Annotated in this window: 12 protein-coding genes; 7 read left to right on the top strand and 5 right to left on the bottom strand. The window is 66.6% G+C overall.

All coding sequences use genetic code 11. From position 1 onward, the window contains the following. Positions 1–12 precede the first annotated feature (12 nt). Positions 13–795 (bottom strand): CoA-transferase, encoded by a 783-nt coding sequence (locus F9K07_RS26185; protein ID WP_159596196.1) that lies wholly within the window; start codon positions 793–795, stop codon positions 13–15. A 46-nt stretch (positions 796–841) separates the two neighbouring features. Next, positions 842–1,807 carry a Bug family tripartite tricarboxylate transporter substrate binding protein gene (locus F9K07_RS26180; protein ID WP_159596195.1) on the bottom strand — a complete coding sequence of 322 codons (966 nt, stop codon included), beginning with the start codon at positions 1,805–1,807 and terminating at the stop codon, positions 842–844. Positions 1,808–1,990: 183 nt separating this feature from the next. Between F9K07_RS26180 and F9K07_RS26175 the strand changes: the two genes are divergently transcribed. The 7 genes from F9K07_RS26175 to F9K07_RS26145 all read left to right on the top strand — a co-directional run bounded on the left by F9K07_RS26175 (position 1,991) and on the right by F9K07_RS26145 (position 10,017). Then, positions 1,991–2,908: an SDR family NAD(P)-dependent oxidoreductase gene (locus F9K07_RS26175; RefSeq protein ID WP_159597117.1), complete on the top strand. Its 918-nt coding sequence runs from the start codon at positions 1,991–1,993 to the stop codon at positions 2,906–2,908. A gap of 194 nt (positions 2,909–3,102) precedes the next feature. Continuing rightward, positions 3,103–5,268: an acetate--CoA ligase family protein gene (locus tag F9K07_RS26170; protein ID WP_159596194.1), complete on the top strand. Its 2,166-nt coding sequence runs from the start codon at positions 3,103–3,105 to the stop codon at positions 5,266–5,268. A gap of 44 nt (positions 5,269–5,312) precedes the next feature. Then, positions 5,313–6,317 (top strand): Bug family tripartite tricarboxylate transporter substrate binding protein, encoded by a 1,005-nt coding sequence (locus F9K07_RS26165; RefSeq protein ID WP_159596193.1) that lies wholly within the window; start codon positions 5,313–5,315, stop codon positions 6,315–6,317. An 8-nt stretch (positions 6,318–6,325) separates the two neighbouring features. Beyond that, positions 6,326–7,309 carry a DUF7065 domain-containing protein gene (locus F9K07_RS26160; RefSeq protein WP_159596192.1) on the top strand — a complete coding sequence of 328 codons (984 nt, stop codon included), beginning with the start codon at positions 6,326–6,328 and terminating at the stop codon, positions 7,307–7,309. Beyond that, on the top strand, positions 7,306–8,511 hold the full coding sequence (locus F9K07_RS26155; RefSeq protein WP_159596191.1) for a phosphotransferase family protein: 1,206 nt from the start codon (positions 7,306–7,308) through the stop codon (positions 8,509–8,511). The genes F9K07_RS26160 and F9K07_RS26155 overlap by 4 nt, the downstream gene beginning before the upstream one ends. Then, a complete protein-coding gene (locus tag F9K07_RS26150; protein WP_159596190.1) occupies positions 8,511–9,026 on the top strand; it encodes a hypothetical protein in 516 nt (171 codons plus the stop codon). Before F9K07_RS26155 ends, F9K07_RS26150 begins: the two co-directional genes overlap by 1 nt. 31 nt (positions 9,027–9,057) lie before the next feature. After that, a complete protein-coding gene (locus tag F9K07_RS26145; RefSeq protein ID WP_159596189.1) occupies positions 9,058–10,017 on the top strand; it encodes a Bug family tripartite tricarboxylate transporter substrate binding protein in 960 nt (319 codons plus the stop codon). 59 nt (positions 10,018–10,076) lie between these two features. On the opposite strand, the gene F9K07_RS26140 is transcribed toward F9K07_RS26145, so the two are convergent. From F9K07_RS26140 to F9K07_RS26130, 3 genes are all read right to left on the bottom strand, one after another. Next, positions 10,077–10,817: an enoyl-CoA hydratase-related protein gene (locus F9K07_RS26140; RefSeq protein WP_268894730.1), complete on the bottom strand. Its 741-nt coding sequence runs from the start codon at positions 10,815–10,817 to the stop codon at positions 10,077–10,079. 61 nt (positions 10,818–10,878) lie between these two features. Next, positions 10,879–11,865 (bottom strand): Bug family tripartite tricarboxylate transporter substrate binding protein, encoded by a 987-nt coding sequence (locus F9K07_RS26135; protein WP_159596187.1) that lies wholly within the window; start codon positions 11,863–11,865, stop codon positions 10,879–10,881. A gap of 58 nt (positions 11,866–11,923) precedes the next feature. Further along, positions 11,924–12,772 (bottom strand): MaoC/PaaZ C-terminal domain-containing protein, encoded by an 849-nt coding sequence (locus tag F9K07_RS26130; protein ID WP_159596186.1) that lies wholly within the window; start codon positions 12,770–12,772, stop codon positions 11,924–11,926. Between the last annotated feature and the right edge of the window lie 2 nt (positions 12,773–12,774).

Here is a 12,774-nt window from a genome sequence, read left to right as displayed (position 1 = left end):
CTGTGATTCGGCCTAACCCTTGCGCAGGGCCTGCGCGCGGTCCACGCGCGATCGCAGCAGCTCGATCTCTTGTGGCGTCACCGCTGGCGTGACCGCAGGTTCGCCCTGCACGACCAGCTCAAACCCGGTGGCGTCGATGACCTTCTGAACCTCCACGCCCGCGTGCAGCGACCGGATGCGCATCCGGCGGGAACCCGGTTCGAAGTCGAACACGCCCAGTGGCGAGATGACCAGCCGGGGGCCTCCGGGTGGCAGGCCTCGGTCTTCGCGCGAGGTGCCGCCCTCCATGTGGCCGGGGCCGCAGAGAAAATCCACCCGTGGCACAAAGGCGGCCTTGCTGTGATGGGCCATCACCACGTTGAAGTAGCGCGACAGTCCGCACAAGGCGCTGATGCCGACGGTGCCGGGGCCGCGCAGCTTCGGCTTCGTCTGGTCGCCCACCACCACCGTGTTGATGTTGCCGTACTGGTCCACCTGCAGCGCCGACAGGATGGCGAAGTCGAAGAAGTGGATCTTCCAGTCAATGAAGTCGATCATGTTGGGCAGGTCCATCCAGGCCTCTGCCGACGCGATGTTGCCGTGGTCTGCGGTGGACACGAGATGGTCCCGCTCGGGATTGACCATGCCGCCGGGGCCCGATATCCACCAGAGGTCGGGTGCGTGCATCAGGCGGGCGAGGTTGCACGCCGCCACCTGGATGTCGGAGTTGGTGCCGATGATCGCCTTCTCTCCGTTGGCCATGTCGCGCGCCAGGAGGATGGCCATGGTCTCGGCCATGGTGGGTTCAGGGGGCATGGAAGTTTCCGCTCGGCGGGGTTCGAAGTGTTCAGCCGATGCACGCTCACTGCGGCTTGATGCCCAGGGCCTTGACCAGATCGCCCCACGTCTTGATCTCGCCTTGGATGTCCTGGGCAAAGTCGGCCGGGCCGCGCCAGCCCACGTTCAAATCCCGAGACGCCCAATCGCGCTGGAACTCGGGGTCCTGGGTGATGGCCTGTGCGGCCTGGCTCAGCTTGTCCAGCACCGGCTGTGGGGTTTTGGCCGGGGCGAACATGCCCAGCCAGATGCCTGGCCAGCGGTAGTTCGTCAAGCCCTGGTCGGGCAGCGACTGCACCGCTGGCATGGAGGGAATCTGGCCGGTCGACAGCGACCCGAGCGCCTTGACCTTGCCGCTGGCCACCAGCTGCTTGGTCGTCGGGATGGAGAAGAACCCGCCCTGCACCTGGCCGCCGATGACATCGGTGATGGCCACGCCTTCGCCCTTGTAGGCAATCACGGGAATGTTCAGGTTGTGGTCCTGCATCAAGGCGCGCGAAAAGACGTCGCCCGTCGAGCCAGCGGCATACGTCGCCAGCGACCATTTCTCGGCACCCTTGGCCTCTGCCAGGAACTCCTTCATGTTGGTGGCCTTGACGGAGGGATGCACCACAAACACCAGGCCTGTGGTGCCCAGCCTGCCGACGGGGGCAAAGTCGCGCACCACGTCGTAGGGAACGGTCAGCGACAAGGCCGGAACCTGCACGTGCGTGCCGCTGGTGAACAGCAGCGTATAGCCGTCGGGATCCGCCTTGGCGACGGCGTTGGCGCCGATCTGCGTGTTCGAACCCGCACGGTTCTCGACGATGACCGGTTGGCCAAGTCGGGCGGACAGGCGCGTCGCGAAGGTGCGCGCCCAGACGTCGGTGCCGCCACCGGCCGCAAACGGCACGATGATGCGAATCGGCTTGTCGGGGAACGCCATGGCGGCAGTGCAGCCGAGCGCGCAGACGAGAAGGACGGCGCGGCGAAAGAAGGTTGAAAGTTTCAAGCTTGTCTCCATCGTTGTATTGGATGACCCATTATGAAGTTGCACGCAGCCGCTTGTCAAACGGGAAATGTGGGCAGTGCCCGTGCGATCGGCGCGTCGCTGCAGCTGGCTTGACCACCGCCCGCATCCGTTGCACAATTAATGGATCACCCAATAATCTCGTTTATGAAAGAAGCATTGCACATGGCCAGCGTGGACCTATCAGGAAAAGTTGCCGTCGTCACCGGATCGGGCGGCGGCATTGGCCGAGCGGTGGCGGTGGCCATGGCCCAGGCGGGCGCATCGGTGGTCATCAACGACGTGGGCGCCTCGTTGCAGGGCGAAGGCCTGTCAGGCAGCCCGGCGCAGGAGACCCTGGCGCTGATCGAAGCTGCCGGTGGCCGCGCCGCGATCAACACCGACAGTGTGTCCGAGTGGGCCAGCGCCCAGAGAATCGTGCAATGCGCGTTGGACAACTTCGGCCGCATCGATATCGTGGTCAACAACGCCGGCATCCTGCGCGATTCGATCTTCCACAAGATGGACCCGAACGACTGGCGCGCCGTGATCGACGTGCACCTGCACGGCACCTTCAACGTGAGCCGCGCGGCGGCCGAACACTTCCGCAAGCAGGAGAGCGGTGCTTACGTGCACATGACCAGCGGCTCGGGCCTCATCGGCATGGTGGGGCAGGCGAACTACTCGGCGGCCAAGCTGGGCATCACCGCGCTGTCCAAGGTGATCGCGCTCGACATGGGGCGCTACAACGTGCGCTCCAACTGCATCGCCCCGATTGCCTGGAGCCGCATGACCAATTCCATCCCGGAAGACACGCCGGAGAAAAAGGCGCTGGTGGACAAGCTCAAGAAGATGACACCCGAGAAGAACGCGCCGCTGGCGGTGTTCCTCGCGTCCGACGCGGCCAAACACGTCAACGCACAGATCTTCGCGGTGCGCCTGCACGAGATCTACCTCATGAGCCAGTCGCGCATGCTGCGCAGCGTGCACCGAGCTGAGGGCTGGACGCCGGAGTCGATCGCCGACCACGCGATGCCGGCCTTCCAGTCCAGCTTCATGTCGCTGCAGTCCAGCTCGCAGCACTACGCCTGGGACCCTATCTGAGCATCACCAGATAAGCAAACGGCCGGGCTCGTCCCGGCCGTTTGCATTTCGGGGCAGGGAATTCCCCCGGGTGTCGCATGGTTGACTCGCCGCCGATTTTTGCGCAGAATTCATTGGGTCACCCATAAAAATAAAGGGTGATCCAAAAGACAACGATCGGCCTCAGCGGGCCGATCACCTGATCAGGAGACAATGTGTCTGTTCATGAAGGAACGCGGTCCACCGCCCGGCCGCTCCATGCCTCTGCTGCGCTGCAGCCTCTGCTGAGTCCGCGCAGCGTCGTCATCGTCGGGGCCTCCGCGCGCCCTGGCTCCTTTGGCAACCAGACCCTGCGCAATCTCGAGCGGGGTGGCGTGACCACCTTCCTGGTCCATCCCAAGGGCGAGCCCATCGATGGCCGTCCTACCTTCCGCCAAGTGGCCGATCTTCCCGTGGTGCCCGACTGCGCGGTGATCGCGGTTGCGAGCGACGCCGTGCTCGACGTGGCCCGCCAGTGCGCGGCCAAAGGCATTCGCGGTGCGATCGTCTACGCATCGGGCTTTGCCGAGACCGGCCGTCCGCAAGACGTCGCGCTGCAACAGGCACTCTCCGATCTGACGCGCGAGAGCGGCATGCGCATCCTCGGCCCCAACACGATGGGTTTGATGTCGGAGCAGGGGCGCTTGCGCCTCACATTCTTTGGTGACGCGCCCGACCTGGGCCAAGCCAGCCATTCGCGCATTGGCCTTGTCAGCCAGTCTGGCGGCATGGGATTTGCACTCGGGCAGGCCGCCACGCACGGCTACGCCTTCTCCTATGTGCTGACCACTGGCAACGCCTGCGACGTCGACGTGGCCGACCAGGTGTCGTATCTGGTGGACCAGCCCGACTGCGATGTCATCGCCTGCGTGTTCGAAGGCATGGCCGATCCATCGCGCCTCATGGCCGCCGGCGCGCGCGCATTGCAGGCGGGCAAGCCAGTGGTGGTGTTCAAGCTGGCCACCGGGGAAGAGGGCAGCATCGCGGCGCAGTCGCACACCGGCAGCCTGGCAGGTGCCGCCGATGTCTACCGCGCGGCGTTTGCGCGCCACGGCTTCATCGAGGTTCACAGCTTCGAAGCGATTCTTGAAACCTGTGCCTTTCTGGCCAAGGCAGGGCATCCGTCGTCCAGCGGCGTTGCGAGTCTGGCCACGTCGGGGGGCGCGGCGATTCTGATTGCCGACAAGGCCGAGCAGGCGGGCGTGCACATGCCGCAGCCCAGCAAAGCTGTCGCGCGAGAACTGCGCCAGCACATTCCCGAGTTCGGCTCCGCACGCAACCCTTGCGATGTGACCGCACAGATCCTGTCGAACCCTCAATCGCTGCCGGCCTGTGCCCGCGCGATCCTGCGCGAAGACGACTACAGCACCATGGTGGTGCCGCACATGACCGCGACCGAGGTCGGCGTGGCGCGGCTGAAGGCGCTGGGCGACGTGGGTCGTGAAACCGGCAAGGTGGTGTGCTGCGTGTGGCTGTCGCAATGGCTGGACGGACCCGGTGCGAAGGACGTGGAACAGCACGGCCACCTGGCCCTGTTCCGTTCCATGGACCGTTGCATGCAGGCCATCCGCGCCTGGCACGAGTTCCACCGGCTGCGCAGCGCGCAGGCCCAGGACGTGGGCCAGGGCGCGGTGCCGATGGCGGGCGTGGGGCCGCTGCTGGCGGTGGGTGATCGCACCGTGTTGTCCGAATCCGAGTCGGCGCGCGTGTTGCAGGCCTGCGGCATTCCGGTGGTGGCCGGTACCACAGTGACGGAGCGGCAAGCCGCCGTCGACGTGGCGCGCCGCGCGGGCCACCCGGTGGTCCTAAAAGTCGATTCGCCCGACATCCCGCACAAGACCGAGGCTGGCGCGGTGCGACTGGGTCTGCGCAGCGACGACGAGGTGGGCAACGCTTTCGACGAGGTGATGCGCAACGCCCGCGCCTACGCGCCCAACGCGAACATCCTGGGCGTCTCGGTGCAGCCCATGGCGACAAAGGACTTCGAGCTCTTCGTCGGCGCACGCCAGGACCCGCTGTTCGGCCCGGTGGTCGTGGTCGGCCTGGGCGGCGTTTTCGTGGAAGTGTTGCAGGACACCGTGGTCGACCTGGCGCCCGTCACGCCAGCGCATGCGCGCGAGATGCTTTCGCGCCTGCGCGGCAGGCGTTTGCTTGAAGGCTTCCGTGGTGCGGCACCGGCCGACCTGGACGAACTGTCGAGCCTGATCAGCCGCGTGAGCCACCTGATGGCCTCGCATGCGGACCGCATCGAAGAAGTCGACGTGAACCCGCTTGCCATCTCGAACGGGAAGGCCATGGCGCTGGACGCCCTGGTGATCCTGCGTCCGAACGCCACCTCTTGAGTGGCGAAGGCGCTTCCATCCACCCCAGCAACAGGAGACAAGACATGATCAACCACACCCCCATCCGCCGCCTCCAGCGGCGCGCCTTCAGCGTGCTGCTGGCCTGTGCCGCCGTGGCAGGCCTGGGCGTTTCGGCACCCGCGCTGGCGCAGCCTTACCCCAGCAAGCCCGTCACCGTCGTCGTGCCATACCCGCCGGGCGGCGCGAGCGATGCGCTGGCGCGCCTGCTCGCCGATCAACTGAAGGACACGCTGGGGCAACCCGTGCTGGTCGTGAACCGGCCGGGCGCGGGCAGCCTGATCGGCACACAGTCGGTGATCCGCGCGCCCAAGGACGGGTACACGCTGCTGTTCACCGGCTCGGCGCTCACCATTCAGGCGGCGGTGAACAAGAAGTTCGACGTGAACCTGGAGCGCGACCTCGCGCCCGTCAGCGAAATGGTGCGCAGCACCTTCCTGATTGCCACGCAGACCGCGCGGCCGTTCAAGACCGTGCCCGAACTGGTGAAATTTGCGCGCGAACGTCCGAAGGATCTGTCGTTCGGCACCAATGGCGCGGGCACCACGTCCTTCATGATCTTCGAATACCTCAAGTCGCTCACCAACATCGAGATGCTGCATGTGCCCTACAAGGGCAGCGCGGAGGCCGTGGCTGCCGTGATGGCGGGTGACATCCAGCTCGTGGCGGACCCGGTGTACACGCTGCACAAGCAGGTGGAAGCGGGCAACCTGCGCGGCCTGGCCGTCACCGGCAACAAGCGCTCGGCGCTGCTGCCCAACGTGCCCACGGTGGAAGAGGCCGGCTTCCCGGACTTCAACATCACCGCCTGGATCGGCCTGCTCGCACCCGCCGGCACGCCCAAGCCCATCGTGGACCGGCTCGGTGAGGCCGTGATAGCCATCATGAAAGACCCCGAGGTGGCCAAGCGCTCTTCGGCGCTGGGCTTCGACCCGAGCGGTACCACGCCCGACGAATTCAACCGCAAGCTGCGCACCGAGCAGGCCATGTGGACCAAGCTCGCGCGTGAGCGCAATCTGCAGATCGACTGACCACCACGATGATCCAAGACACCGACATCGAATTCCACCCGCGCGACCCGAACGACCGCATCTGGACCGAGACCACCTACGTGGCCTTCAATGTGCCCGAAGCGGCGCTGCACGGCACCTTGTATGTGCTGGCGCGCCCCAACCTGGGCGTGGCCATGTCGTCCGTGGTCATCGCGCGCGGCGTGCGCCGCCGCCCGCACGAGGTGGACTTCTGCGACCCGCAGATCCACCTGCCGTGCCCCGCGTCCTACTCGGACTTTTCACTGGCCAACGGCCTGTCGGTGCAGGCGAAGTCGCTCACCGACTGGCGCTTCCAGTACGAACACAAGCTCGGCGCGTGCAGCTTCGATCTGCAACTGCGCGGCCTGCACCACCCCTACGACCCGACCGATCCGAAAGAGAACCCCGGTGCCGCGAAGAAGTCCGCGCACACCGACCCTCGGCTGGGCGACGCATGGTCGAATGGCCACTTCGATCTGAAGGGGCAAATCACCGGCACGCTCACTGTGCGCGGCGAGCAGTACGCGGTGGATTGTTATGAGGGCATGGACCGCAGTTGGGGGCCGCGCAACGAAACGCCGGACCGCGCCACCTGCTACATCTCGGTCAACTGCGGTGAAGCCATGTCGATGTGGCTGACCACCATGCTGGACGTGTCGCCCGATGGCCATGTGAGCTACGACAAGGTCAACTCCGGCTTCATCGTGGAGCATGGTGTGGTCACGCCGGTGATCTCGGCCACGGTGGAAGCCACCACGGTCGACATGCTGGCCATCAGCGACCACATCGTCGCCACCGACGCGCGCGGCCGGCGCCACGAGTTCTTCGGCTCGGCCATCGGCACGCGGCCCATGGGTTCGATCAACCCGTCCATCGCCGCCTTCGTCTCCCTGATGCGCTACCAGTACGCCGGCCATGTGGGCCATGGCGGACACGGCAAATTGTTCGGTCTCAACTACCTCGCGCAACGGCTTGCGCGCAATGAATCATGACGAGTGTGGACCTGCGCGACCAACCCAGCGAGGCATTCATCCAGGGCCTGCGCGAGCAGTTCCCGACCGAGCGCGAAACCGACGAGCTGCTGACCCGAAAGATGCAGCGCCGCGCCGGCCCGGCCTACCGGCAAGTCTCGCTCGACGAGATGGTGAGCTGGCTCAACGCCATGCTGCGCGAAAACATCGAAGGCGCTTTCGAGCTGCACGACCCGCGCTGGCTCACCGGTGGCGCGTCCAAGGTGCAGATCGCGTTCGACCTGAGCTGGAACGCACCGAGTCGCGGTGCCGTGCGCGACAAACTCGTGGTGCGCATGGATCCCTCCGAAGCGTCGAACACCACCAGCCGTGTGCGCGAAGTGGAACTGCTCGCCGCCTTCGAAGGTGTCCTGCCCGTGCCCAAGGTGTTCTGGCTCGACCGCGATGCGCGCTGGTTTCCCGAGCCCGCCATTGTCTACACCTTCGTCTCTGGCGTGGCCAAGCCGCGCAACGCCAGCGCCGGTCAGGTGGTGGGCCTGGGCACCAACTTCGGCCCGCAGTTGCGCGAGCAACTCGCCCCGCAGTTCCTGCAGCACCTGGCCACCATCCACACCGCCGACGTCGGCCGCATGCGCTTCAGCAGCATGGACGTGCCGCCCACCGGCACCACCGATGGCGCGCAGTGGCAGCTGAACCGCGCGCGCCGCGTGTGGGAAGAAGACCGCGGCGAAGACTTTCCCCTGATGGACGTGGCCGCCAACTGGCTGCAACGCAACCTGCCCACGCTGGACCGCGTGAGCGTGGTGCACGGCGACTACCGCAGTGGCAACTTCCTGTTCAACGAAGAGGAAGGCCGCATCACCGCCTGGCTCGACTGGGAGCGCGGCCACCTCGGCGACCGCCACCGCGACCTGGCCTGGATGACCCAACGCGAAAAGGGCCACCTGGCCGAAGACGGCAAGACATACCTGGTCTGCGGCCTGATCCCGATCGAAGACTTTTACCAGCGCTACCAGGAAGCCTCGGGCCTCACCGTCGACATGGACCGACTGCGCTGGTACCAAGTGCTCAACTGCTTCCAGGTCATCACTACCACGATGGCGACCATGTACCGGGTGGCCAAGCTGGGCAAGTCGCACCAGGACATCTTGCTGGCGCGGCTCAAGGCCATTGCGCCGGTGGGAGCCCATGAACTCGCCGAACTGTTGAAGGAGGTGCTCTGATGGACCACACCGATGTGGGCTTGCAGGCCGCGATCCGTGCGCTGAACGATGTGGTCGAACCCGTGGTGGGCAAGGAGCATGCGCAGGCGCGCGACCAGTTGCGCCTGACCACCGATTACCTCGCCTTCGTGATCGAGCGTTTGCCGCACCTGCACCAGCGCGACCGTTTCGAGCTCTCGCACCACCTCGCCATGGCGCGCGAAGTGCACGCGGCACTGCCTGCGTCCTCTGCGCCCGAGCTGGCGGCGGCGATGGAAGCGGCCCAACAGATGCTGGAGCGCGCAGGCCCGTCCACCGCCGACGTGCGGCAGGCCACGGCGGCGCTGAGTGCGGCCGTGTCGGCGGTGGTGCGCGGATCGGCCAGCCTGGTGGCGGCGGCGCAACGCGACATCGAGCGTGCCGTCTTGCACGCGAGCGAGCACCGCATCGCGTTCGAGCGAGCTTGGTACCTGCCCTTGGGGCTGGACCCGGATCCGCACGACGTGCAACCGCTGGCAACGTTCCTGCCTGCGTGACAACTGCAAACTGAAACCCAGGAGACAAGCGATGAAGAACCTCACCCAAATCGCCCGCATCGTTGGCCTCTCGTTCACGCTGGCGACGCCGTTCGCCGTTCATGCCCAGCCCGGCGAAGTGATGCTGGTCGTGCCGCACGCGGCGGGCACCGGTGTGGACGCTGTGGCGCGCAGCTTCTCGCCTGCGCTGCAAGCCACGCTGAAGGTGCCGGTGGTGGTGGAGAACCGGGTCGGTGCCAATGGCGCGATCGGCTCTTCCAGCGTGGCCCGCGCCAAACCGGACGGCGCGGTGCTCCTGCTCAACGCCAATCCGCCCTTCGTGACCTTTCCGCTGACGCAGAACCCGCCGCTGTACGACGCGGTGAAAGACTTCACGCCGATCGCCAAGGTGGGCTCTGTGCCCATGGTGCTGGTGGTGTCGGCGCAGAGCGAGATCAAGACTTTTGACCAGTTCCTTGCCTTCGCCAAGGCCAACCCGACCAAGGCGCAGTACGCGTCGCCGGGGGTGGGCTCGGCGGGCTATCTGGCCATGGAGCGCCTGAAGGCGACCAAAGGTGTGAACATGGATGAAGTGCTGTACAAGTCCACGCCGCAGTCGCTGGTGGACGTGGCCGGTGGGCACATCCTCTCGGCCTTCGCCTCGTTGCCGGCGGTGGCCACGTTGGTGGAATCGGGCAAGTTGCGTGCGCTGGCCGTGGGCTCGGGTGTGCGCGTCGAGCTGATGCCCAACGTGCCCACGCTGGCCGAGCTCACCGGCGACAAGGACTTCAACGCCAGCGTCTGGTACGGCTTTCTCGGCCCGGCGGGCATGCCGCAGGCCACGGTGGACCGCCTGTACGAGAGCATGGCCACGGCCTTGCGCAGCGACGCGGTGCAGCAGTCGCTCAAGGGGCAGGGCATCCTGCCCGGACTGCAGGCGCCGAAGGATTTCGAGCGTGCCCTGGCGCAGGACCAGGAGAGCGCGCGAAAGGCGATGAAGGTCGCGCGCTGACGCCAGTGATGGGGCGGGCGGCGCGCCGATAGGGCGCATGGGGGCCACTGCACCGGCGCTCAGGACCAGCGTGGCGGCCGCTTCTCCATGAAGGCCTGGGCGCCTTCCTGGCGTTCGCCCGATGCCCGCCAGGCCCGCACCAAGGCCAGTGCGTCTTGCTCGCCCCACCCCGCATCGCCGTGTGCGCCGCGTGCCGCGAGCGATGCGATCTCCTTTGTGGCCTGCACCGCCAACGGCGCGGCTTCCAGCAACCGGTGCGCCAACGCGCGGGCAGCGACCATCACATCGCCATCTTCGGGCACGACCTCGTTGACAAGACCCAGGTGCAGCGCTTCCTGTGCGGGCATGCGCCGGCCTGTCAGTGCCATGTGAAGGGCCACCTTCTGCGGTATCTGTTGCGGCAGCCGCACCAGGCCACCCGCCCGCGCGATCTGGCCCACGCGCACCTCGGGCAAGCTGAACCAAGCATGTGCGGCCGCCACCACCAGATCGCAGGCAAGCACCAGTTCGAACCCACCCCCCACCGCCGCGCCATTGACCGCGGCGATCACCGGCTTGTGCAGACCCGTTCTGGCGGTGAGGCCGCCGAACCCGCTGGACGGCAAACCGACGCTCGCACCTTCGGCATGCTGGCGCAGATCGGTGCCGGCGCAGAACGCGCGTTGACCCGCGCCGGTCAGGATCGCAACACGCTGTGCCGGGTCAGCGGCGAAGGCATCGAACACCTCGGCCATTTCCGCGCTGGCGTCTGGCGGCAGCGCGTTCATGGCCTGCGGCCGGTCGATGGTGACCACAAGCAAGGGCCCTTGTGTGTCCACCCGGCAATGCGTCATGGTGTGGTGGGGGCAACCGCAACGCCTGTCACAGTGTGGCCGCCAGGCCCAGGCTGTTGATGAGCTGAAGATTCATCTGGTAGTGCGACGCCAGGCTGTCCGTGAATTCACGCGGCCCTTGCAACGCAAGCTCTGCGAACTGGGCCCGCACGGAGGCGGCAAACTCGGGTGTCTGCACGGCTTTTTCGACGCCCTGGTAGAGGGCATCGACAGTCTGACGTGGCAGGCCCTTCGGCCCCAGCAGCCCATACCAGACCTTCATGTTGCTGGCGAGATCGACGGTGGGAGAAACTTCCCTGATGGTGGGAATGTCCGGAAAGAGCGGATGCCGCTTGTCGAGCCCGATCGCCAACGCCTTCCATGCACCCGAGGCCAGATGGGGCTTGGCCACACCCAACGACACCGTGGCCAGCGGCACAAGGCCGGAGATCACGTCGGTGTACATCTGGCCTGTGCTCTTGTAGGGCACGTAGGTGAGATTGAGCCCCAGAGACCGCTTGAGTTGTTCCATGAACAGATGGCTGGGCACGCCTGCACCGGCAGACGCGTAGTCCAGCTTGCCCGGTTGCGCCTTCGCGTAGGCGACCAGCTCCGCAAACGTGCCCACCGGGCTGCTGCGCGACGCCACCAGCACCATCGGCATTTCGGCGATGCGAGCGATGGGCGTGAAGTCCTGAACCGGGTGGTACGACGGGCTCTTCTGCAAGGTGGGGGTGACCGCGAACGGCGGGCTCGCGGCCAACAGAAGCGTGTGGCCATCGGGTGGCGCGCTGGCGGCTGCGCGGGCGCCGATCGCACCCGCAGCGCCCTCCCGGTTCTCCACCACCATGGCGCCCGCCGAAGGCACTTTCAGGTACAGGCTCAACGCACGCCCCATCGCATCCAGCCCGGACCCGGGGCCAAACGGAATGAGCAAGCGCAAGGGCCGCGCCGCGTCGGGGGTCTGGGCGTGGGCCACGCCGCTGCTCACCAGCAGCGATCCGATCCCGCCGGCAATGGCTGTGCGTCTTCTCATGTTGTCTCCTGTGTTTTCTTCGCTTGGTTGCAAGGGACGGCCCGGAATGGGCCAGACATCAGGACGTTGTGGCGGCCACCCCATCCTTGATCACGGGCACATCGCGCTCCAGCGAACGCGCCTGAAAAGCCAGTGCACCGGCACCGGTGCGCCACAGCTCGACCTGCAAGGTCTCGCCCGGAAAGAACGGCGCGCTGAAACGCCCTTGCACCGAGCGCAGCCGCGCAGGCTCGTGGTCCAGCGCCGTGGCCAGCACCGCGCGCACACAGCCGGCGAACGTGGCCAGGCCATGCAGGATGGGCCGCTCGAAACCCACGGCGCGTGCGCGTTCCGGGTCGATGTGCAGCGGGTTCATGTCGCCCTGCAGGCGGTACAGCGCGGCCTGTTCCGGCAGTGTCTTCCAGCTGAACACGTGGTCGGGCTGGCCCGTGGGCATCGCGGCCTTGCGCACCGGCGGCGCATCACCGCCAAAGCCGCCATCGCCCCGGCACAGCACCGACATGCGCGAGGTGGCCAGCCGCGCGCCGCTGGCCTTGTCGCGCAGCTCGCGGTCCAGCTCCAGTTGCGCGCCCCTGTCCGCGCCCAGGTCCCACACCTCGGTGATGCGCGTCTGGCAGACCACGGTGGCTTCGTTGGGCAAGGGCGTGTGCAGGTGCAGGGCGTGCGCGGCGTGCACGACCTTGCGGAAGTCGATGCCCAGGTCCATGGTCGAGAGCGAGCGCACGCACAAGGTCAGCGCCAGCGAAGGCGCCACCTTCAAGGTTTTCTCATAGACGAAGTCCAGCTCGCGGTCAGCGTCCGGGTGGTAGCCCACGCCCAGGGCGTGGAACATCGCGTCGCGCGCGCTGTAGTGCTGCTCTGTCTCGGGCAGCACCAGGGCTTTCAGGCGTTGCGGGTCGATCGCCATCG

Origin of the sequence: Hydrogenophaga sp. BPS33 (genome assembly GCF_009859475.1) — a bacterium.
GTDB lineage: Bacteria > Pseudomonadota > Gammaproteobacteria > Burkholderiales > Burkholderiaceae_C > Hydrogenophaga.
The sequence above is the reverse complement of the archived record's forward strand: the minus strand, read 5'-3'. Positions and strand labels throughout refer to the sequence as shown.

Bases quoted from the DNA above. Each gene is read 5' to 3' on its own strand.
- F9K07_RS26135 (WP_159596187.1), bottom strand. From the start codon at position 11,865: ATGAGAAGACGCACAGCCATTGCCGGCGGGATCGGATCGCTGCTGGTG.
- F9K07_RS26150 (WP_159596190.1), top strand. From the start codon at position 8,511: ATGGACCACACCGATGTGGGCTTGCAGGCCGCGATCCGTGCGCTGAAC.
- F9K07_RS26145 (WP_159596189.1), top strand. From the start codon at position 9,058: ATGAAGAACCTCACCCAAATCGCCCGCATCGTTGGCCTCTCGTTCACG.
- F9K07_RS26165 (WP_159596193.1), top strand. From the start codon at position 5,313: ATGATCAACCACACCCCCATCCGCCGCCTCCAGCGGCGCGCCTTCAGC.
- F9K07_RS26175 (WP_159597117.1), top strand. From the start codon at position 1,991: ATGGCCAGCGTGGACCTATCAGGAAAAGTTGCCGTCGTCACCGGATCG.
- F9K07_RS26155 (WP_159596191.1), top strand. From the start codon at position 7,306: ATGACGAGTGTGGACCTGCGCGACCAACCCAGCGAGGCATTCATCCAG.
- F9K07_RS26130 (WP_159596186.1), bottom strand. From the start codon at position 12,772: ATGGCGATCGACCCGCAACGCCTGAAAGCCCTGGTGCTGCCCGAGACA.
- F9K07_RS26160 (WP_159596192.1), top strand. From the start codon at position 6,326: ATGATCCAAGACACCGACATCGAATTCCACCCGCGCGACCCGAACGAC.
- F9K07_RS26185 (WP_159596196.1), bottom strand. From the start codon at position 795: ATGCCCCCTGAACCCACCATGGCCGAGACCATGGCCATCCTCCTGGCG.